This is a genomic window from Acinetobacter sp. ANC_7635, from assembly GCF_056779945.1.
In genome coordinates this window covers 1-21,193 of record NZ_JBWYIS010000012.1, presented here as the reverse complement: position 1 = coordinate 21,193, position 21,193 = coordinate 1, and the positions used below count along the sequence as shown (strand labels likewise).

The following is a 21,193-nucleotide window of genomic DNA, read 5'->3' as shown; positions in this document are numbered from 1 at the left end:
GGACTGTTATCAACCGATTCATTGACCAGGGAGGTCTCCATGAATACGTTAAATGCAAATGAAATTATTGATCATGCCAAACTCAAAGCCATTCACTGGCGAGTCATCTTACTCAGCGCATTGATTATTATTTTTGATGGCTATGACTTAGTCATCTACGGTGTGGCATTGCCTAAACTCATGCAAGAATGGGCAATCGATCCAATGACGGCGGGCTTCTTAGGAAGTCTTGCCCTCTTTGGCATGATGTTTGGAGCCATCATTTTTGGCAGTATGAGTGACAAACTTGAAAAATATGGCTTTAGCCGTAAAAAACTGATTGCAGTTTGTATTGTCATTTTTAGTGGTTTTACCGTGATGTGTGGCCTAGCGAGCAATCCTCAAGAGTTCGGAATCTATCGCTTTATTGCTGGCTTAGGTCTTGGTGGCGTGATGCCGAACGTTATTACACTAATGACAGAGTATGCGCCTAAGCGTTTACGCTCCACCTTAGTGTCATTGATGTTTAGTGGTTACGCTGTAGGCGGAATGTGTTCTGCCATTTTAGGCATGTGGCTAGTACCGCAATTTGGCTGGAAAATCATGTTTATGATTGCAGGTATTCCACTCATTCTATTGCCAATCATTTGGAAGTTATTGCCTGAATCCATCGATTATTTGGTTCGTCAAAATAAGCATAAAGAAGCTGCTCATATCTTAGAACAAATTGACACAAATCTAAGAATTCCTGCTGATATGCGCATTAGTCTACATCAAGAAAACCAAGAATCGTCTAAATCACCAGTGAAAGACTTATTTACTGAAAGTCGTGGTGTAACTACTGTTCTATTCTGGGCAAGTGTCTTTATGGCATTGGTATTGGTATACGCGCTAGGTAACTGGTTACCTAAACTGATGATGGAAGCTGGCTACAACCTCTCAACCAGTTTAGTGTTCCTATTTGCGCTCAATATTGGTGGTATGCTGGGTGCAATTTTTGGTGGTTTTTTTGCTGATAAATTCAGTTTACCTAAAGTTCTTTGTACCTTGTTTGTTAGCGGCGCAATTTCCCTATTCTTGTTAAGCTATAACTTGCCAACCATGGTGCTTTACTTCTGTGTAGCAGTCGCAGGTGCAGCATCGATTGGCGGACAAATTTTATTGTTGGCTTATATGTCACAGTATTATTCATCTAACATACGTGCGACAGGTCTAGGTATGGCACTTGGCGTAGGTCGTTTAGGCGCAATTTTGGGTCCAATCTTATGTGGATGGTTACTTAGCCTTAATTTGCCAGTGCAATATAATTTCATTGCCTTATCTATCCCTTGTATGATTGCAGTGATCAGTGTGACTGCGATCCATCTCCGCAATAAAAAAATTGCAGGCGCAGCAAACGGCGTTAAAAACGTGGCTTATGAGTAAATGATTCATCAATAACATGTAAGTCATTAAAAAATAAAAGAGAGAGTTAACTCTCTCTTTTTTTGTTACAGTGGTTATTCGATATAGCGACTGTCTCTAAATATTTACAAGGAATGTAAAGTTGATCGATTTAAGTCTGATTAAAGTTTTTATTATTATTTATCAAACTCAAAATATCAGTCACGCCGCAGAGCGCTTGAATCTCAGCCAACCTTCTGTCACCTATAATTTAAATCGACTGCGGAAAATGCTGAATGATCAGCTTTTTGTACGTGACAAGTTTGGTGTTAAACCCACTAAGCTTGCACAAAGTCTTTATCCAAGTTTCTACGAAGCAATTGTTAAAATTGATATGGCAATTGATTCTGCCAAGCATTTCGACCCGCTAACCTCTTCAAAAGTATTTCGTTTAGGCATTTCTGATTTAGGAGAAATTTGTTTACTTCCCTCGCTGATTGAATATTTAGAACAACATGCTCCCAATATCAAACTTGAAATTGAGGAAATTCACTCAGAAAAAGTAGAGGAATGGCTGGTTGAAGGCTTTTTGGATGTCGCTGTTTTTAATAGCAGTCACACCATTATGCCCAAAATTGAATCTCGAAATTTGTTTGAGGAACGTTATGTCTGTATCGCTAAAAAAGAGCATCCGCGCATACAGCAGAAGCTCAGCATGGAAGCGTATTTATCGGAAAAACATGTTGCGATCAAATCGAGTACTGGTCATATTGAAATTGATCAGCGTTTAAAAGAGCTTGGTCATTCTCGTCAGATCATGCTTGAAGTCCCCCATTTCAGTGTTTTGCAGAACGTGGTGAAACACTCAGAACTTCTGGTTACTTTGCCTTCGAGAGCCGCGAAGGTTTATCAACAGCATACGGATATCCAAATTTTTGAACTCCCGTTTGAAGTTCGCCCATTCAATGTCAGTGTTAACTGGTATAACCATAAGGATGACTTAGACGCACGTAAATGGTTTTGTAAGATTCTAAAAAATATTTTCAGCACCCTCTAAATCCACACTCAGACATAAAAAAGGCTCGTATATACGAGCCTTTTTTTAATAATTTAAATCCATGATGGGCACTACTTATCCAAAATAGATTCAAATGCTTTTAGACGTTTACGGATAGAAAGTAGTTCAATAATCGTTTTCCACGAACTCACCAAGTATTGGAATGACTCACGAACACGATTGAATACACCCATAATTTGTTGGATCAATCCCAGTGTCAACAGGCCTGCTGCAATCGCGGGGAACAACACAAATAACATATACAGATTATCCAGTTGTCCATACCAACGTGCAAACAAGTTGAAATAGGCATAATGGAAATACAATTTAAAATAGTTAGCACGAATATTCTTAAAAAGTTGTTTTAAGGTTGCAGGTTGCGCACGATTTTCATGGTCTTCGCCGTATACCAACTCTTTACGATATGCCGCTTCCACTTTTTGATTATTAAATTCTAATCCTGGCAGTTTCATACCCACCACCATTAATAAGACAGTACCAAATACCGCCCATCCAATCGCAGCCCATACTAAAGAATATTGCAACTCACCAATAAACGGTAGAACAGGCACTTTCGCAGACAATGCAAATAATAAAGGAAGAAAGGCAATTAACATCAGTACTGCACGGACTAACTCGACCCCTAAATCCTCAACGATCGTTGCAAAACGCATGGTGTCTTCCTGTACACGTTGCGAAGCACCTTCGATATGACGTAATTTCTCCCAATGCTGAACATAGTATTCGTTCATTGCTGTACGCCATCTAAAAATATAGTGACTGGTAAAGAAAGCGCTGATGACGCCTGATGTCACTGAAATACTGGCCAAGCTGATAAAAGTCCATGATTCCGCATAGAGTTTATCCACCTCACCACCACCAGAATTTAAAATCTGTTGAATAGAATCCCAAAATGGTACATACCATGCATTCACAGCAACGCTGACTTGTACTGTTAACCAAATATTAAAAAGGATAAATGCAGATCCCCATACTGACCAACGTTGCCACGGATTGTCTGATTTTATTTTCCAAAACAGTGCAAATAAGGCGGTCGCCACCAAGAACCATAGATAAAACCACAAAAATTGCGGTGACCAAAAACGACTGATATTAATCGCAAGTTCAGCTTCTGCATAACCTTGAGGAAAACCTAAATATTCGCCCCATTGTTTTCCATCCGCAAAAAACCATAAAGCGAGATTAATAAAAAACCATAAGACGACAGAGAGAAAAAACCACTTTGGGTTCGGAAAAAATGACTTAAACATTCAGCGCTTATATCCCTAATTTTGTTTGAATGAATTTTCTGAATAGTAATCCTAATTCTGCTGAGTCGGTGCGTTTTTTAGAAATTTTTTGTTATATCTATTGCACGCTCAGGATTGTTGTAACATAAAAAAGCCCCGCAATGCAGGGCTTTTCATCGACTTTAATTAATCGCGAGTTTTTACATCGTACAATTCAATTTCAAAGATTAGATTAGAATTGGCTGGGATAATATTCCCCATTTTACGCTCACCATAAGCCAAATGTGCAGGCACAATCAGTTTACGCTTACCCCCAACTTTCATTCCAATAATACCTTGATCCCAGCCTTTAATGACACGACCTGTACCAATCACAGTCTCAAAGTAATTACCACGGTCTAATGATGAATCAAACTTCGTACCATCTTCCAACCAACCAGTATAATGCGTGGTAATTAAAGCACCTTTTACAGCCTCTTTACCTTCACCTACCACCAAGTCAATAATTTCTAATTCAGCCGTCATGTGCTTACTCCAAATTTAATCGTTAAAATCTTAGTGGCTTACTGTAATTGAGTCCACTCAATCTCAGCTTGACCTTGATCTGAAATCAATGTCCACTCGCCATCCATCACATTCAATTGCAGTTGCATTGTACGTTCGCACAATGTTTGGATTTGTGCCGTTGTTTTTTCACTGAGTTGCCAGATTTGCACATTTTTCAATGTTTTCAATTTACTGTTGCGCTTATACCATTCATCCACTGATGATCCATAAGTGACCACCGCAACTTCCTTACAACGCGCACTCGCTTTTTTTACTTTATCTTCGTCTGGACTACCCACTTCAATCCATTTTTCTAACTGACCTGTTAAATCTTTCTGCCAAAGTGCTGGCTCATCAGTTTCAAATAAATCTTTAGTAAATTCTAAATGCTCATCTGCAAAACGAGCATATGCCAATACTCGAACCATCAAACGTTCAATCGTTTCCGACGGATGTAGAGCCATCGTTAACTGATAGTCGCCATATTGATGAACATCCATATTGGCTATGTTTAAATCTGCTTTATAAATCGTCGCTTTTAACGCCATAAGGGGTATCCTCAAATTTGGTGCTAAGCATACCCGATTCAGCGCACATTGAGAAAATGCATTTCAATTCATCTGCACTCTTAGTTGAATGATCTAACGTATTTATTGATCATCGATTCGTGCCTTAAGAATTGATTGCTCTAAATGCTCCCAATCTTGATTCTGCTGGGTTATCACTTCAATCCGATTATCAATATTCTCTTCACCTGATTTGTAATTGAATTGATCAGGATTAAAATTGAATGTCATCCAACCTTTGTTGGTATTGAAGATGCCTTTAATACGTACCCAGTGTTTTAGCTCACAAAGGATGTCTAATAATTCATAAAAATCAAACTGCCAACGTTTTGGAAGCTTCCATCCTGCCACAATATACCCTTGAGCCTGTTCGACGTAATGATATGGAAGTTGCTTTACAGCTGGCATTTCCTCATCAGCTTTGAACTGTCGCTGAACCTTGAATAAGGGTTGCATTGAACGCTGAATTCCCACATAAGGATAATCAATTTGTTCTAAGCGAATATTGCCTTGATCAGCTTCAAGCCAATGTGGAATATAAGCTAAATATTGTTGTTTTAAATCAGCCAATTCTTTTCGATCCATGTCATTCATGTCCGAAGCATGAGACACAACCACAACTTGAGCCGCTTTTAACTGATCTTGATATAAACTCTGCCTCATCCAATCAGAGTCATGTAAACGAGATCCATCAATCACGGTCACTACAGAACGCATGGCAACTAGATGTTGCCAATGTGGTTCAGTCAGTTGTTCAACCAACTGTGCAGGATGACCCAACCCTGTCGGCTCTATAAATAGCCGATCTGGGTGAGATTCTTGTAATAACCGAGACAATGCAATTTGCATTGGCAATTGACTTGTACAACACAGACATCCACCCAATAGCTCTTTGATTTCATAGCCATCATTATTTGGCAATAACTGTTGATCAACGCCAATTTGACCAAACTCATTCATCAATACAGCCCATCGCTCATTTTTAGGTTTAAATTTGAGAAGTTGTTGTAAAAGCGTGGTTTTCCCTGCACCTAAAAAACCTGTAATGATATGTGTAGGCACTGACTGAGTTGCAAGTACTTTCAAAATGGATCTCTGAATTTGAAGAGGTGTACGGATTCTTGTCGGAATTTATCTAAAAAACAAGTCTAGGATAATTTTCCTCATAATTTATATGAATGCATGAATTCAAAAGACTAAATGATTGGAATTAAATAGGATAAGTGAACTGTTGAATCAAAATTGAAAATATGTAAATCTATTTCACAGATCATTACTCTGAATTTAATTCAAAACTTCAATTTTGATTTTCTAATTTAACCTTTTCAAATGTAAAACTAAGTAAAAAAATTGCTGTTTTTTTCTTCACCATGACATATTTTTTGACAACTTTATGAGGCATATTGACTCTCATTGAGACAAAAAAACTACATTACACCTTGGTTTGTTAGTCGTGCGTTAACTATCGTGTTTCACTTTGTTGCATTGATTGCCCAATTGAGCTTCTGGACTTAGGATGAATTTCGTTGACTCGCTAACCGTATTAGATGCGATTCAGCTTTTAACATTTTACGCGATGATCTAGATTTAATTTCATATTCGCTTCTCTCCTCGGAAAGCTTATGAGATTAAATTCTAATTTATTTTATTGAATAAGGATGCCACTCATGAATTTAGTTAAAACTTTATTAGCAACTACACTTGCCTTCACAGCTTTCTCAACATTTGCTGCAACAGAAGCAAAAGATGAAAAAAAACAGGAAGTGTTGATTTCTTCTCAAGAACAACCAGTGAATGCTGAAACTACTGCTGCTGGTCAACCAACAGCTGCTCAACCGGGTACAGAGGTTGCAGCTGAAGAAGGTACTGAAGCTCCTGTAGCTCAACCTGCTCAGTAATTAATCAAAAATAAATTGACTGAATTTTAGACCAAGTCTTCCCCCGATGGCTTGATCTGATTAAAAGTAGAGCTTTGCTACAGCTCTACTTTTTTATGCCTGTTTTTTTGAATAATTCTCTATAAATTACGATAAACACATATACATAATTATTATAAAACGATATAAATGAAAAATAAATCACATATTTTAACCAAAAAGCCAATTTAATTCTAATCACGTGACATGAAAATGAAGAAATTTCTTGGGATAGCTATACTCAGCCTATGGCTGGTTGCATGTTCCAAACCTTTACCAGAGGATAAACTGGATTATGTAGGACATTGGATTAGCGCGGACAGTCGTGTTCAATTGAATATTACTGCTAATGGTCGTATAGAATATAGTAACAATCAGCTCAGTAAAAAAACCGCCGTTTCAGCTCCAATTAAACAGTTTTCAGATACTGGATTTGAAACAGGTTTAGGTCCTATCAACACGAAATTTATTGTCACTCGTCACCCCTACAAGGATGCACAAGGGAATTGGTACATGATTGTCGATGGACATACCCTCGCCAAGCTACAAAATCCATAAAAAAAGACTTCACCATGTGAAGTCTTTTTTCTTAAACCGATTTCTTATATATGCTGCAAGAAGGATGATGATTTTCATTCAAACGAGCAATTTTACGATGCTCAGCAGCTTCAAAACGACAGCGTTTCCAGTCATTATCTAGGTTTAGCGGTGGAATTTGTTTTGGTTTCCCATGTTCATCCACAGCGACCATTGTGAAATAACAACTATTGGTATGTCGTACCGTACGTTTTTGAATATTTTGTGCTTCAACGCGGATCCCAATTTCCATTGAGGTACGCCCCACATGATTCACACTGGCTAAAAAAGTCACCAACTCACCCACGTGGATTGGTTCTTTAAAGTTCACTTTATCAACAGATAAAGTTACCACATAAGAACCTGAATATCGACTTGCACACGCATAAGCAACTTGGTCAAGCAGCTTTAAAATTGTTCCACCATGTACATTACCTGAGAAATTCGCCATATCCGGCGTCATTAATACAGACATCGTTAATTCAGACTGATCATCTGCAAGCGGTAACGCTTGGTTAAATTCGGACATAAATATTAGAACTCAATCATGACAGGAGATTTAATACACTATTATAACTTTTTTCTTGATTATAAAATGTTTAAATCAGAAACAAACTCCAATAATTTCAAGACTTGATAGCTTAAAAGTATCAGAGGAAATCATTCGCTCTCAGAAACTATGATAAATTTGCTTAAAATTTATTCATCTTTGACTAAACGAAGCATCTCAGCAGAAATATTATCGTATTTTAACTTTAACGATGCTTGATTCTTGACTTGGATTTCATAGGTTTCATCATAGTTAATTCGTATTATTTCGAATGTAATATCTGAATTTGACGCTAAATAAACAATTTGACCAACTTGAAAAACTGACACACTACACCTTAATTTATATTTCATCTTTTTAAGGGTTAGATAAAGTACTAACCCTCATTTTTATGACCCCAATATAACAATCATTCAATTTATAACAATGATTTTACTTATTTTTTTTATATATTTTATGAGACAATTAAGATCTGATTCAATTTAGCAATTTAAACAAACAGCTCTTTTACTATCATCATGGGCAGGATACTGATGAGCATCATATTGTCCTATCGTCCGATGACGTATCTGATCTAATAAACTAACTTTGTTCAATGCTGCAGTCATACCTGCTTGAATCGTATTTTCACGACCCTTAACATCAAAGATATGTGCTTTTTCTCTTAGATCTGGCTGTATCACAATATCTGCATTTTTTAGCTCGTTATACGCGATCTTATTTTGCATAATATTTATATTTTGATTAAACATCCCCCACACATTCGAGGTTTCCGTGTGCTCTGGCTGGGCCAAAATATCAACAGCAATGACAATATCTGCCCCTAATTCTCTCGCCACATTGACTGGTACAGGGCTCACTAAACCGCCATCAACATAATCCTTATCAGCAATTTTTACGGGAATAAACATACTTGGAATAGAGATAGAAGCTCTCACTGCTTGCCCAGTATTACCATAGTTAAATACTGTTAAATTTCCATTTTTTAACTCTGTTGCCACCACATACATTGGAATAGGAAGCCGTTCTAAGGGCATAAAGTCCACTTGTTTATTGACATAGTTCTCAACCTTAGCGCCATCAAAAAATCCTTGAATACCAATGTTAAAATCACGTACATCATTGACTTGCATATTTAATGCAACTTCACGTAACGATTTTGCTGATTTTCCACTGGCATATATTGACCCGACTATACTCCCTGCGCTGGTACCAACAATAAAATCAGGCTTGATTCCACGTTGCTCTAAAACTTCAATGACACCAATATGCGCATAGCCTCGCGCTCCCCCACTCCCAAGCACCAATGCAATACTTGGAGCATCAGTTTTCTTATGCTTATTTTTAATGATATGAGATGAAGCATCCACCAAAGGTGTAGACACAGATTTTGAAAGCTGAGCTTTGGCTACAACCTGTTGACAGGCTTGTAAGCCAATCAAAGGTAAGAGGGAAATCAGGAGTACAAACTTCTTCATTGCATCAGAAATTAAAAATCAAAACTGAATGAAAGCATATCATTGACAAGTCGTCTGTATGAATTTTTTATGACAAAAAGCCCCAGATGCGGGGCTTTTTGTACATGACATTTTATTAAGAAGATTTTATGTTAAGCAAAGAATTTTAAAATCATCTGAATTACAGTTGCATTAATTAAGTCAACAAAAAATGCGCCACATAAAGGTACAATGAGGAATGCTTTATGTGAAGGACCATACATATTTGTAATCGCCTGCATGTTTGCAACAGCTGTTGGTGTTGCTCCCATACCGAAACCACAGTGACCTGCTGCAAGAACTGCTGCATCGTAGTTTTTACCCATCACACGGAAAGTGATAAATGCTGCGTACAAAGCCATAGTTAAGGTTTGAGCTGTTAAGATTACAACCAATGGGCCTGCAAGATCAGCCAATTGCCACAACTTAAGTGAAAGAAGTGCCATTGCTAGGTATAACGATAAAGAGGCATTACCAAATACATCAATTGCACGATCGAAGATTTCCACTTTCATGAGACCTTCGAGGATGTTACGCAGGATAACACCACCACCTAATGCCCAAACGAAAGTTGGAAGCTCAAACCAAGTGCCTTTACTATAACCTGTCATAAATTCAGCAAATGCCAAACACGCAGCAAATAACCCTAATGTGGTAATCGCATTGTCCGCAGTGATTAAACGAACTTGATTACGGTTTTCAAAAGGCACAAACTCGCCTTGATCATTCGGATTTGCAATTGCATTCGCATCACGTGTGTCTTTTTCAACCGAATTCGTCACTGGTGATGAAAGCTGGTGCTTATTAATCAATAATTTCGCTAATGGACCACCAATCAAACCACCAATAATCAAACCAAATGTCGCACTTGCCATACCCAGTGCTAAAGCACCTTGAATACCATGCTCGACTTCTAAAATCTCACCCCATGCACCAGCAGTACCATGACCACCCGTTAAGGTAATAGAACCTGCAATTAAACCTATAAGTGGATCAATACCAAGTAACGTTGCAAGGCTCATACCGACAAAGTTTTGTACGATAATAAATGATGCGACACAGATCAGGAAGATCACCAGTCCCATACCACCTTCTTTGAGTTTGGCGAAGTTTGCACTCAAACCAATCGAGGCAAAAAACACCAACATGAAACTGGTTTGCAATTCACTACTCGTGGTAATGCTGTAACCCCACAAATTGTGAACAATTAACGAAACTATGGCAGCAACCAAACCACCAGCTACAGGCTCTGGGATATTGTATTTTTTTAAGAAGTCGATTTTGTTGACAAGAAAACGGCCAAGCAATAAAACTATTACTGCAGCAATTAACGTGTAAAAAGCGTTAAAAGTAAATTCCATCATTAATTCTCAGCAAATACAGATGACTGTTAATTCATATTATGCTTGTTTTTTAATCAATAAGATTTATTTCGAATCTCACATCCAAAAATAAACATATCCTTATTCAATATTGATTATCTAAAAGAATAGATAAATTTTTTAATTGAGTAACAATATATTAATTCCTCGATTTCATTGGATTCAATCTTGTTAATAAAAAACATACACTTTTCAAAATAAATCAGTTGCTCAAAACGCACTCTATTCTTAGACATACGTTTGGCTAGATACAATTGATTTATGGCTCAAACAAACACTTAAATATGTTTTAGTGAACTTAAAATGATTAAGAAATTCCTGATGATCAGGACTGCTCACTGTTTAAGCCGAACATTATGCACTTTTTTTTATAATTCGCATTACTTTTGTTTATTCAATCAGCAAAATTCAGACATTCTTTAGTCTGAACTGATGAATGACAAGTGAATAAAAAAACCGAGACTATGCTCGGTTTTTTATAACTCATGCTTAGAAGCTGTATTTCGCCATTAAGCCTACACGGTCATCATTATAGCTTTGACCTGCGAAAGTTTCACGCTTACCATTGATATATTCAACACCTAAATCAACAGGTTTCACAGGTGTATAGATAAAGTTAATCCATGCTTGTTGAACAGTTTCATTTGCACTTGGGTTCGCTTTAGCATATCCCGTGCTGTCATCAGCATAGTGTGCGCCATAAGCCAGTGTTGAGCGTAACTGAGGTGAGAACTTATATGTAGCACCAAGTTGGGTTGCAATAAACTCATTTTGTTCAATATTGTTATTTGCATCGACAACATAAGCACTATTTGAGCCATATAAATAGTTGCTGTTTCCTTTTACATAAGACACGTCAGCAGATACTTTGAGTGGTTCGCTAATTTGGTAATTTGTACCGATCGCTACACCAAAACCAGTCTTATCATCACCAGCGGTATCAGATTTATAATTTTCGATTAAGGCACGAGCTGAAGCATTACCTTTACCCTCTGCATAAGCTTGCGTGACTTTTGCAGTTAAAGTTGGAAGACGGTATTTAATACCATCTCCAGTAGAATTACCCTCTTCAGCTGAAATAAATAATTGAGTTGTTGGCGCTAATTTGTGAGACCAACGCACTTGCGGTAAACGGTTTGTTCCGCCACCAATGTTGGTACCAAAATCGATCATTTCTGGAGCATGATTTGACAAGAAGTTTGAAGTAGTTTGACCGAATAACCAATTATTTAGTGTTAAATACGCATGACGAATACGTAATGCTTCATTTGAGCCTGCAAAGTCCACTTCTACTTTACCACCAACGTCTGCCCCTTCTACTTTAGATTTGAAATCTAAACCAAGACGTGTTGTTTTTGCAGTTGCACGTAATTTATCTTCAACTAACGGATTATTACTCGTTCCAACGCTGTTTACAGCATTAAAGTCATTGTCAGCACCTTCAATGATATAGTTCGCATCCCCACGTACAAAACCATATAGATTCACTTCAGCACCTGCTTTAGTTTTCAAGTTTGTAGGCGCTGCTGCTACTGGTTGAGCTTTAACTTCAGCCAATCGTACTTGCTGCTGTTGTTGTACTTGATGTTGCTGTTGAATTAAAGCTTTTAACGCTTCAACTTCTTGGCGTAATTTTTGAATTTCATCTTTTTCAGTCGCTGCTTGTGCAGTAGAAACTGCAAAAGTTGCAACTGCGATTGCTAAACTTTTCTTTAAAAATGTTTGATGTTTTGATTGACTCATTAAAAATCTCCAATTATTTCATCTTGCATCCGTGCACATATGCTTGGTCAACCTGCTGAATCCCAATCACAACGTTTGATTAATTTAAAATAATCAACGATGCACTAAACTGCTTTTTTTTAAATTTGATGAATTGATTAAAATAAATACGTAACATAATGTGTATTCGTTGTAACTTAATCTAGCAACTTATGTTTCATAATTAAATGTTTTTTATTGTCAAAACCAATTTTCTCAATCACAATTTCTGATGATGAATTGAAAAAAGTTTATATCTGTATAATTTATAAAATCTTTATTTAAAAGCATATTCAAAATTATACCTTAGTCGTAGAGACATCATGGATCATCCAAAATTATTCAAATAGGAGTTGCAATGTCCACAGAACATACTCAAGCCGTTGATGAAGTGATCACTGGCCGCCAATCTATACGTGCCTTTTTAGATCACCCCGTAGACACAAAACTTATCCAAGAAATCTTAGAAGTCGCATCAAGAGCACCTTCTGGCACAAATACTCAACCCTGGAAAGTCTATGTGGTGACATGCGCACGTCGTCAACGTTTAATTGATCAAGTTTGTCATGCACAAATGCAACTTTATCAAAACCCTGAACTTGCTCAACAATACAACGAGACTTTTGCTTATTATCCAGAAACATGGATTTCCCCGTATATCGATCGTCGTCGTGAAAATGGTTGGGGACTTTATGGGTTGCTGGGCATTCAAAAAGGTGAAAAGGATAAGATGGCTGCACAACATCTTAGAAACTATCAATTATTTGATGCACCTGTTGGCATTTTCTTTACCGTGGATAAAGCCATGGGCATTGGCTCTAAAATGGATATTTCCATGATGATTCAAAATGTTATGCTAGCAGCAAAAGCACGTGGTTTAGATACATGCCCTCAAGCGGCATGGAATCATTTTCATCAAATCGTCACTGATGTTCTGGATGCTCCTGCCAACGAAGAACTCGTTTGTGGGATGGCTTTAGGCTATGCCGACCCTGATGCGCTTGTGAATACTTTCAGAACACCTCGAGTTCCAGTTGAAGAGTTTGCTGTTTTCTTGGAAGATTGATTTTTTAAGGATCAAAACGCTCATTCAGTTAGGGTGGTTTTATAAAGACAAACAGTTAATTTCAAGCATATAATCCCTATTTAAATTAGATGAATATTCAACTTATATTCATCTCCCCCTATCCTCTATTCATAAAGGATTCTGGTTTGAACAAATGGCTGATTCAGCTTAAAAAAGCGACCTATAATACTTCATTTATGTATAACCTGCGGATGATCGTCGCTTTCGCAGGTACCGCGTTTATTCCCTATCTGTTAGATCAGCAATTGATGACGATCCCATTAACATTAGGGGTTGTTGCTGCTGGGCTGAGCGACATCGATGATCGCTTCTCAGTACGTATCATGAATCTGATTTATACCTATATTGGTTTCTTTATTGCGGCAGCTTCTGTTCAACTGTTATTCCCGTATCCTGTGCTTTTTGCTTCAGGCCTGATCATCTCTTGTATTGGTCTCATTTTACTAGGCTCATTAGGCAGACGTTATGCCACCATCTCATATGGTTGCTTAGTAATTTCTGTATATGCCATGCTAGGTGTTGATATTTTTGACGAATGGTACATGCAACCTAGTCTTTTGGTGATTGGTGCCATTTGGTATGGGATTTTGTCTACGCTTAGTTTCTTAATTTTTCCAGCTCGACAAGTTCAAGATCAGCTCTCGAAAAGCTATTCTTCACTCGGTGATTTCCTTTTTGCTAAATCCAATCTCTTTGATGTGGATATGACAGCGAATAGCTACCAAAAAAGTATGATCAGCTTGTCGCTGGAAAATGGGAAATTAGTAGGTATCTTTAATGATATGAAAACCACACTCCTTACCCGATTAAAAGGAGATCGTGGTCAAAGTGATACCCGTCGCAGCTTACAATATTATTTTATTGCACAGGACATTCACGAGCGAGCTGACTCGGCACATATTGATTATCAACAATTAACCAAAGCCTTTGAACATAGTGATATTTTATTTCGCTTCCAACGTATTCTTACACTGCAAGCAAAAGCATGTAAAGATTTAAGTGAAAGCATCTTAAATCGCACAACTTACCAGCATAATCCACGTTTTGAACATGCATTTAGTAATCTCAGAAAGTCATTAGAAAAAATCCGTGATGAACAAAAACATGATCTTATCTGGGTTAATGCTCTTTTTGCCTTACTCCAGAACTTAAAAGCCATCGATGCTCAATTACGAAATCTTGAAACTGAACGGCATATTAAATTTGACCGCACTAAACATTTAGAAAACCAACTTAAAGATGACGATCTGAAAGGTTGGGAAGATATCGTTTCTCGTATCAAACAAAATTTAACCCCTGAATCCGTACTCTTTCGACATGCAATTCGTGTTTCCATCGTACTTTTCATCGGATATGTTTTTGTTCAAGTCACCAATATCGAATACGGTTATTGGGTACTGTTAACAGCCCTATTTGTTAGTCAACCAAACTTCAACGCCACAAAACGTCGACTCAGACTCAGGATCATGGGAACACTCGGTGGCATTATTCTTGGTTTTGCAATTCTGTATTTCGTTCCTTCTGTCGAAGGTCAACTCTTATTATTAATTGTGAGTGGCGTCCTATTTTTTGAATTACGCAGTAAGCAATATGCGCAAGCCACTGCCTTTATTACGATCTTAGCCTTAATTAATTTCAATTTGGACGGTTTAGGTTTCCAAGCGGCATTTCCTCGAATGTTAGATACTTTAATTGGCTGTGCATTGGCATGGTTTGGGGTGAGCTTTATTTTTCCAGATTGGAAATTCAGACGACTCCCCCATTCAATCAGACGTTCACTTGAAGCTCAATGCCAGTATCTTACTGAAGTCGTACAACAGTATCATCATGGACGTAATAACAGTTTGAACTACCGCGTAGTCCGCCGCACTGCACATAATCGTGATGCTGATGTTGCATCACTCATATCGACATTAGCAACAGAACCTGATTTTGATCCAACACAAAAAGCTTTAGCATTTGAGTTCCTCTGTCTCAATCATACGTTTATCAGCTATATTGCTGCGCTAGGTGCACACCGTGAAAAAATTCAAGATCAGTCAACATTAGAACTACTTCAACAAGCGTTAAATGATATCCAAGGTGCTTTTTTGCGAGATGAATTCCCTGAGCTAAATCTGACAAATTTGGAGTCCGCGATTCGTGAACGTTTGAATAAAGATGATCAGGATTCACATAAATCATTGATTGTTTTACAGCAACTTTCTTTAATGCTTGGTGTATTAAGACGATTAAGTACCTTAAAACAAAGTTTAAGTCATGAACATGATACTCAATCCAGCGCATTGGCATCACTGTAAATGTTGAATTTTCAAGGCAGTAAATTAGTACAATATACTCCCTGATTGTATTAATTTAATGCTAAACTCTGCTCAGATATACACATTTTGTTAACGAAACTATGACTGCAAAAAACTTATACGCCTACACTTTACAACCCGTTCCTTACGAGGTTACTGAAGCTGAACAACGCCATGCGCAACTCGCAATCTGGCGCAGCACAAATAAAATTGGAACTAAAGCTTGGGCTATTATGGGTGCAATTACTGCGCTTGCAATTTTGGGTCTAATTTTTATTAAAAATTACTCTACTGTATTTTGCTGGGTGGCTTTAGTCTGTGTGCTGACATACTTTTTAGTGCGAAAGTTTGGACTAGAATGGTACGCTAAACGTAAAATGAATGAGTTTCCAGTACAAGAAATTACTGGAATTAAATTAGGTGTTCAGCCTCATGGTATCGTGATGCGTCAAAAAATGGGACTACAAGAAGGTGTAGGTTCAATTGGTTGGAAAGATATCTATGAGTGGTATAACACGCCAGATTTCATTTTGGTGAACTTTAAAGTTAAAGGTCAGCAAGGCGCTTATATCTTGCCAAAACGAATGAACAGCAAAAATTTCTCTTTCGAGACCATCCGTAAACATCTAAAAGAAAGCGTTGGTGAGCCAAAATCACTGTAAATACGGCTTTATATTAAAACCTCCAACTTTGGAGGTTTTTTTATCACAATTTTTTATATGAGAATGAGAATAAATATTATCTTCAAATACATTCCACTTTTTTTGAGTTAGGTTATAATCGCACCATTCAAAAATTCCAATTCACTCAGACCCTTATGTTCAAGAAAATATTTTTCCAGTTACACTGGTTTTTCGGAATAACAGCAGGCCTTATTTTGGCACTTATGGGTGTCACTGGGGCGATATATTCTTATGAGCAGCAAATTATCAAGCTGATCAATCAGGAAAGTTATACAGTTGTTGCTGAACAACGCCCAAAATTAACACCAGCTGAAATTTATCAACATTTCCAGCAGGAGCATCCTGATCTTAAAATCAATAGCATTACAATTGCTGCTCAACCTACTGACTCATCGAGTATCAATGTTGCGAAAGAAGGCGAACGTCGTGGTTTGACCATGATGATCAATCCCTACAGTGCTGAATTACTACCTGAAATTAAAGGTCGAAAATTCTTCGCATTCGTACAACAACTACATCGTAACTTGACAGTCGGACCAGCTGGAAAACAAATTACCGGTGCATGTACACTGATTCTTATTTTCTTTGTCCTCAGTGGCTTATATCTACGTTGGCCGAAAAAACACAGTTTCAAACAATGGTTTTCAGTTAAACCCAAATTAAAAGGTCGAAACTTTATTTGGGATTTACACGCAGTCGTTGGAACATGGGTGGCCATCTTCTATCTCATGTTGGCTTGCACAGGTTTATATTGGTCATATGACTGGTGGCGCAACGGCATGTTTAAAGTGCTTGGTGTTGAGCGCCCGCAACCCCAAATGCAAGCGGGAGGTCCTGGTTCAAATGCTGGACCAAATGCTCAACGTGAAGGACGTGAAGGACGTGAAGGACGTGAAGGACGTGAAGGACGTGAAGAGCGTAAATCACTCCAAACAGAACAGATTCACTTTGCGCTCAACCAATCTTGGTCTACTTTTAATCAACAGTTTAAAAATCAATTTTCTTCCGTAACCTTCACCATTCCTAAACGTGCAAACGGTGAATTAGAACTGAGTTTCGTTGATCCTGTTCCGCAACATGAACGTGCTCGTAACAAAGCGACTGTCGACTTAAATACGAATCAATTGAAAGATGCTGAATTGTACGAAGACAAAAAGCTCAATGAAAAAATCATGAGCAGCATGTTACCTGTACACCGTGGCAGCTTCTTTGGTCCTATTTACCAGTTCTTCGCGATGTTAGCTGCACTCGCTATGCCGTTATTCTTTGTGACGGGTTGGATGCTCTACCTCAAACGCCGCAAGCAAAAACAATTGACCCGTGAAGCGAAGCAAAATTTAGCAGTGGTTGATGTTGATCCAAATGCCAAACCTTGGCTCATCGCTTATGCAAGTCAAACTGGTGTATCCGAGCAATTGGCTTGGCGTACAGCTTCAATTCTGCAAGCAGCACACCAACCCGTCACTGTTAAATCAGTGCAAAGCCTGACCACTAATGAGCTACAAACAGCATCTCAAATTCTAGTGGTCGCGAGTACTTACGGTACAGGTGAAGCTCCAGACTTAGCTGCAAGCTTTGAAAAGAAATTGATGTCTCATCCACTGAATCTAAGTCATGCTCAATTCGCAGTTATGGCACTTGGTTCACGTGAATATCCTGACACTTATTGTAGTTTTGGTCATCGTATTTATGACTGGTTCAATGCATCTGGTGCAACTCCCCTCTTTAATGTGATTGAAGTGGACAATGCCAATAACCAAGATATTCAAAATTGGACAGATGCACTCGCACAAGCGGCTCAATTGGAATTAGCAACACTATCTATTGATAAAGTCTTTGATCAATGGAAACTTCAAAAACGTACACTGCTTAATCCAAACAGTTTGGGTCAACCAGCTTATAATTTAGAGCTTGAGTCTGATCACGACGCGATCTGGCAAGCTGGAGATATTGCGGAAATTCAACCCGGCAATAGCATTGAACGTATTCAAGCATTTTTACAACAGCACAACTTAGATGAGGCTTTAGTTCTCGCAACTACAGGTCAAACCTTAGTTGAAAGCCTGTGGAATAAAAATTTAAATAGCGAGATTCAGCCATTTGCTACAGCTGAGGAACTCGTTGAGCAGCTTGAAAATTTACCTACTCGTGAATATTCGATCGCAAGTATTCCAACTCAAGGCATGATGCGCTTGGTGGTACGTCAACAACGTGATGAACAGCAGCAACTCGGCTTAGGCTCAGGCTGGTTAACACATCATGTTGCGGTTGGTAGTCAGGTACAACTTCGTATTCGAACCAATGAATCATTCCATTTAATTGATGATAATCGACCGATTATTTGTATCGGTAACGGGACAGGAATCGCAGGTCTAATGAGCTTAATTTCAGCTCGCGTACGTTTGGACTACACTGACAACTGGCTCATCTTCGGTGAACGCCAACGCGAACATGATTTCTTTTATAAAGAAACAATCGAAGCTTGGCAAAATACAGCGATGTTAAAGCGTATTGATCTCGCGTTCTCTCGAGACCAACCAGAAAAAGTCTATGTACACCATATTCTGCGTCAAAATGCGGATGAAGTCGTTAAATGGATTCATCAAGGTGCTGTAATCTATGTGTGCGGCAGTATCAATGGTATGGCAAGCGATGTTGATCTAGCCTTAATTGAAATCTTAGGTGAAACTACTGTAGATGAATTAAGACAAGCTGGTCGCTACCGTAGAGACGTTTACTAACACGGTTATTATGATCAAAACCGAGCACGATTTTTATTTAATCTGCTCGGTTTTTTTATGCGATATACTTTTTCTCATTTCCCACTAGTGATGACATCGAATGTATATAAGGATTTTAAAATTTTTCGCTTGGTTAATAGCATTGATACTATTAATCGATGGAATCATTTTAATCAGTCAAAATAAAACTCATTTAGGTACTGTACTTCCAGCATTTATTGGCATAATGATTATTGTATGTCTGTTTTTTAATAAGAAAATCCAACACTACCGTTTGAATCATTCTAACTTTAACTTGTTTTGGAAAATGGGATGGACAATTTTTTCCATCTGGTTAATCAGCTTGGCTATTTTTTTTTATTTTTTAGCTAAATCAAATCATTCCCCCATCATGAATACACCACCTGATGCGATTATTATTTTGGGTAGTGGTTTAATCAATAACCAACCCTCCCCAACGCTTCAGGCTCGATTAGACCAAGGTGCAACGATCGCCGCTCAATATTCCAGTAGTTCTATTATTGTAACTGGCGGTTTAGGTTTTGATCAGAAAATTACTGAAGCTGCAGTTATGAAAGCATATTTGATCGACAAGTATCGTATTCACCCACAGCGTATATTTGAAGAAAGTCAAAGCACCAGCACCGAACTCAATCTAAAAAACAGTGTTCCGCTGCTAAACAGAATAGGCTTAAACCAAGATAGTCATATTGTGGTTGTGACTAGTGATTTTCATACACCACGTGCTGCAGCCATTGCCCGATTTCAAGGTTATACCCAAATCACATCAGTCAGTGCTGAAACTCCTTTAACCACACGATATAACGCATGGCTTAGAGAATATTTTGCTTATATTAGTGGTTGGATTTTAAGAGAATACTAAATTTTCTATTTATCATGTATTCGGATTTTTCGAGGCGAAGGAACCCCTTCTCTATTTAATTTTTCAGGTTGATCGATCGATAACTGGTATAGATAAGCTTTTAGGTCAATTAGAAATTGTCGCCCCGATACCAAAACATTTTGACCTTCTGGCATCAAGTTAAGTGACAAATGAGTATTGTGTTGTCGAATATAAGGAACAACTTGTTCAATAAATGGTATCAGTTGGATTTCCTCCACATGATATTTTTCCCACTTATCACGAACCAATAATTGTGCCATACCTTTACTTTGCCAAACAGCAAGCGTGCGCTGACCAGATGGAGTGGAGCACAATGCCCAGCCATCATTATATAAACTATAAACTTTAGCCTGAGCGACAATTGTTTCCATAAATTGTTGGTATTGTTCTTTTGGAGAGACAACTGTAGAGGCAATAGAGGTACTTGAAGGCTTACGCTGGTATGGATTTCTCATAATTCTATTATAAACATGAATTCATCATATTTTATATAAATTATAGAAACTTAAAAGACTTTTTATAGAAAGAATATGGTGGGCGCTGACGGGATCGAACCGCCGACATTCTGCTTGTAAGGCAGACGCTCTACCAACTGAGCTAAGCGCCCTTGAGGAATAAAAATAGCATCGCTATTTTTACGATGCAAGAAAGAAATCTTGCTGATTGAAACCATCATATCTAGACAAGGGATCTAGAAAATGGCGCAGCGGACGGGACTCGAACCCGCGACCCTCGGCGTGACAGGCCGATATTCTAACCAACTGAACTACCGCTGCAACGGTAACTGCTTACGCAATTAGGGTCATATAAGCTTTTCAGCTTGAATATGGTGGGCGCTGACGGGATCGAACCGCCGACATTCTGCTTGTAAGGCAGACGCTCTACCAACTGAGCTAAGCGCCCTTATTAGGCTTTGATTTTTAGGATGGCGCAGCGGACGGGACTCGAACCCGCGACCCTCGGCGTGACAGGCCGATATTCTAACCAACTGAACTACCGCTGCACTTATGTAATAT

General features: G+C 38.2%; 19 protein-coding genes and 4 tRNA genes. 9 read left to right on the top strand and 14 right to left on the bottom strand.

What is annotated here, in order from left to right; all coding sequences use genetic code 11:
* Positions 1-39 precede the first annotated feature (39 nt).
* Both AC1M89_RS12055 and AC1M89_RS12050 read left to right on the top strand, forming a co-directional pair.
* Positions 40-1,404 carry an MFS transporter gene (locus AC1M89_RS12055; protein WP_051586596.1) on the top strand — a complete coding sequence of 455 codons (1,365 nt, stop codon included), beginning with the start codon at positions 40-42 and terminating at the stop codon, positions 1,402-1,404.
* A 124-nt stretch (positions 1,405-1,528) separates the two neighbouring features.
* A complete protein-coding gene (locus AC1M89_RS12050; RefSeq protein WP_228143106.1) occupies positions 1,529-2,419 on the top strand; it encodes a LysR family transcriptional regulator in 891 nt (296 codons plus the stop codon).
* Between the two features lie 71 nt (positions 2,420-2,490).
* Here AC1M89_RS12050 and sbmA read toward each other — a convergent pair whose 3' ends face one another.
* From sbmA to AC1M89_RS12030, 4 genes are all read right to left on the bottom strand, one after another.
* On the bottom strand, positions 2,491-3,690 hold the full coding sequence (sbmA, locus tag AC1M89_RS12045) for a peptide antibiotic transporter SbmA (RefSeq protein ID WP_481589098.1): 1,200 nt from the start codon (positions 3,688-3,690) through the stop codon (positions 2,491-2,493).
* A 165-nt stretch (positions 3,691-3,855) separates the two neighbouring features.
* Entirely contained in the window at positions 3,856-4,194 is a 339-nt protein-coding gene (locus tag AC1M89_RS12040) for an FKBP-type peptidyl-prolyl cis-trans isomerase (RefSeq protein ID WP_035268363.1), read from the bottom strand.
* 38 nt (positions 4,195-4,232) lie between these two features.
* A complete protein-coding gene (locus AC1M89_RS12035) occupies positions 4,233-4,763 on the bottom strand; it encodes a YaeQ family protein (protein WP_481614258.1) in 531 nt (176 codons plus the stop codon).
* Positions 4,764-4,865: 102 nt separating this feature from the next.
* Complete coding sequence (locus AC1M89_RS12030; RefSeq protein WP_481607727.1) at positions 4,866-5,867, bottom strand: CobW family GTP-binding protein; 1,002 nt, start codon at positions 5,865-5,867, stop codon at positions 4,866-4,868.
* A 581-nt stretch (positions 5,868-6,448) separates the two neighbouring features.
* Here AC1M89_RS12030 and AC1M89_RS12025 point away from each other — a divergent pair.
* Positions 6,449-6,679 carry a hypothetical protein gene (locus tag AC1M89_RS12025; protein WP_035268355.1) on the top strand — a complete coding sequence of 77 codons (231 nt, stop codon included), beginning with the start codon at positions 6,449-6,451 and terminating at the stop codon, positions 6,677-6,679.
* Positions 6,680-6,904: 225 nt separating this feature from the next.
* Positions 6,905-7,255: a hypothetical protein gene (locus AC1M89_RS12020; RefSeq protein WP_228143104.1), complete on the top strand. Its 351-nt coding sequence runs from the start codon at positions 6,905-6,907 to the stop codon at positions 7,253-7,255.
* A gap of 31 nt (positions 7,256-7,286) precedes the next feature.
* Here the strand turns inward: AC1M89_RS12020 and AC1M89_RS12015 are convergent, their stop codons facing one another.
* The 5 genes from AC1M89_RS12015 to AC1M89_RS11995 form a co-directional block, all read right to left on the bottom strand.
* Positions 7,287-7,802 carry an acyl-CoA thioesterase gene (locus tag AC1M89_RS12015; protein ID WP_035268353.1) on the bottom strand — a complete coding sequence of 172 codons (516 nt, stop codon included), beginning with the start codon at positions 7,800-7,802 and terminating at the stop codon, positions 7,287-7,289.
* A 170-nt stretch (positions 7,803-7,972) separates the two neighbouring features.
* Positions 7,973-8,152, bottom strand: a complete 180-nt coding sequence (locus AC1M89_RS12010; RefSeq protein WP_035268348.1) for a hypothetical protein — start codon at positions 8,150-8,152, stop codon at positions 7,973-7,975.
* 153 nt (positions 8,153-8,305) lie between these two features.
* Positions 8,306-9,301, bottom strand: a complete 996-nt coding sequence (locus AC1M89_RS12005; protein ID WP_481609010.1) for a patatin-like phospholipase family protein — start codon at positions 9,299-9,301, stop codon at positions 8,306-8,308.
* A gap of 131 nt (positions 9,302-9,432) precedes the next feature.
* The gene (gene gltS / locus AC1M89_RS12000) at positions 9,433-10,680 is read right to left on the bottom strand and encodes a sodium/glutamate symporter (protein ID WP_481596313.1); all 1,248 of its coding nucleotides are present in this window, start codon (positions 10,678-10,680) and stop codon (positions 9,433-9,435) included.
* Between the two features lie 510 nt (positions 10,681-11,190).
* Entirely contained in the window at positions 11,191-12,444 is a 1,254-nt protein-coding gene (locus AC1M89_RS11995) for a DcaP family trimeric outer membrane transporter (RefSeq protein WP_481609009.1), read from the bottom strand.
* Positions 12,445-12,820: 376 nt separating this feature from the next.
* Here AC1M89_RS11995 and AC1M89_RS11990 point away from each other — a divergent pair, with 376 nt between their 5' ends.
* The 5 genes from AC1M89_RS11990 to AC1M89_RS11970 all read left to right on the top strand — a co-directional run bounded on the left by AC1M89_RS11990 (position 12,821) and on the right by AC1M89_RS11970 (position 20,156).
* Positions 12,821-13,528, top strand: a complete 708-nt coding sequence (locus tag AC1M89_RS11990) for a nitroreductase (protein WP_481614257.1) — start codon at positions 12,821-12,823, stop codon at positions 13,526-13,528.
* 146 nt (positions 13,529-13,674) lie between these two features.
* A complete protein-coding gene (gene yccS / locus AC1M89_RS11985; RefSeq protein WP_481607731.1) occupies positions 13,675-15,849 on the top strand; it encodes a YccS family putative transporter in 2,175 nt (724 codons plus the stop codon).
* A gap of 101 nt (positions 15,850-15,950) precedes the next feature.
* Complete coding sequence (locus AC1M89_RS11980; protein ID WP_035268336.1) at positions 15,951-16,511, top strand: YcxB family protein; 561 nt, start codon at positions 15,951-15,953, stop codon at positions 16,509-16,511.
* Between the two features lie 155 nt (positions 16,512-16,666).
* Complete coding sequence (locus AC1M89_RS11975) at positions 16,667-19,273, top strand: PepSY domain-containing protein (RefSeq protein WP_481614256.1); 2,607 nt, start codon at positions 16,667-16,669, stop codon at positions 19,271-19,273.
* A gap of 142 nt (positions 19,274-19,415) precedes the next feature.
* Positions 19,416-20,156: a YdcF family protein gene (locus AC1M89_RS11970; protein WP_481614255.1), complete on the top strand. Its 741-nt coding sequence runs from the start codon at positions 19,416-19,418 to the stop codon at positions 20,154-20,156.
* A gap of 5 nt (positions 20,157-20,161) precedes the next feature.
* Here AC1M89_RS11970 and AC1M89_RS11965 read toward each other — a convergent pair whose 3' ends face one another.
* The 5 genes from AC1M89_RS11965 to AC1M89_RS11945 form a co-directional block, all read right to left on the bottom strand.
* Complete coding sequence (locus AC1M89_RS11965; protein ID WP_035268330.1) at positions 20,162-20,632, bottom strand: DUF2750 domain-containing protein; 471 nt, start codon at positions 20,630-20,632, stop codon at positions 20,162-20,164.
* A gap of 76 nt (positions 20,633-20,708) precedes the next feature.
* Positions 20,709-20,784 (bottom strand) — tRNA-Val (locus tag AC1M89_RS11960).
* Positions 20,785-20,876: 92 nt separating this feature from the next.
* Positions 20,877-20,953 (bottom strand) — tRNA-Asp (locus AC1M89_RS11955).
* Between the two features lie 51 nt (positions 20,954-21,004).
* A tRNA-Val gene (locus AC1M89_RS11950) sits at positions 21,005-21,080 on the bottom strand.
* A gap of 23 nt (positions 21,081-21,103) precedes the next feature.
* Positions 21,104-21,180: transfer RNA gene (locus tag AC1M89_RS11945), tRNA-Asp, on the bottom strand.
* Positions 21,181-21,193 lie beyond the last annotated feature (13 nt).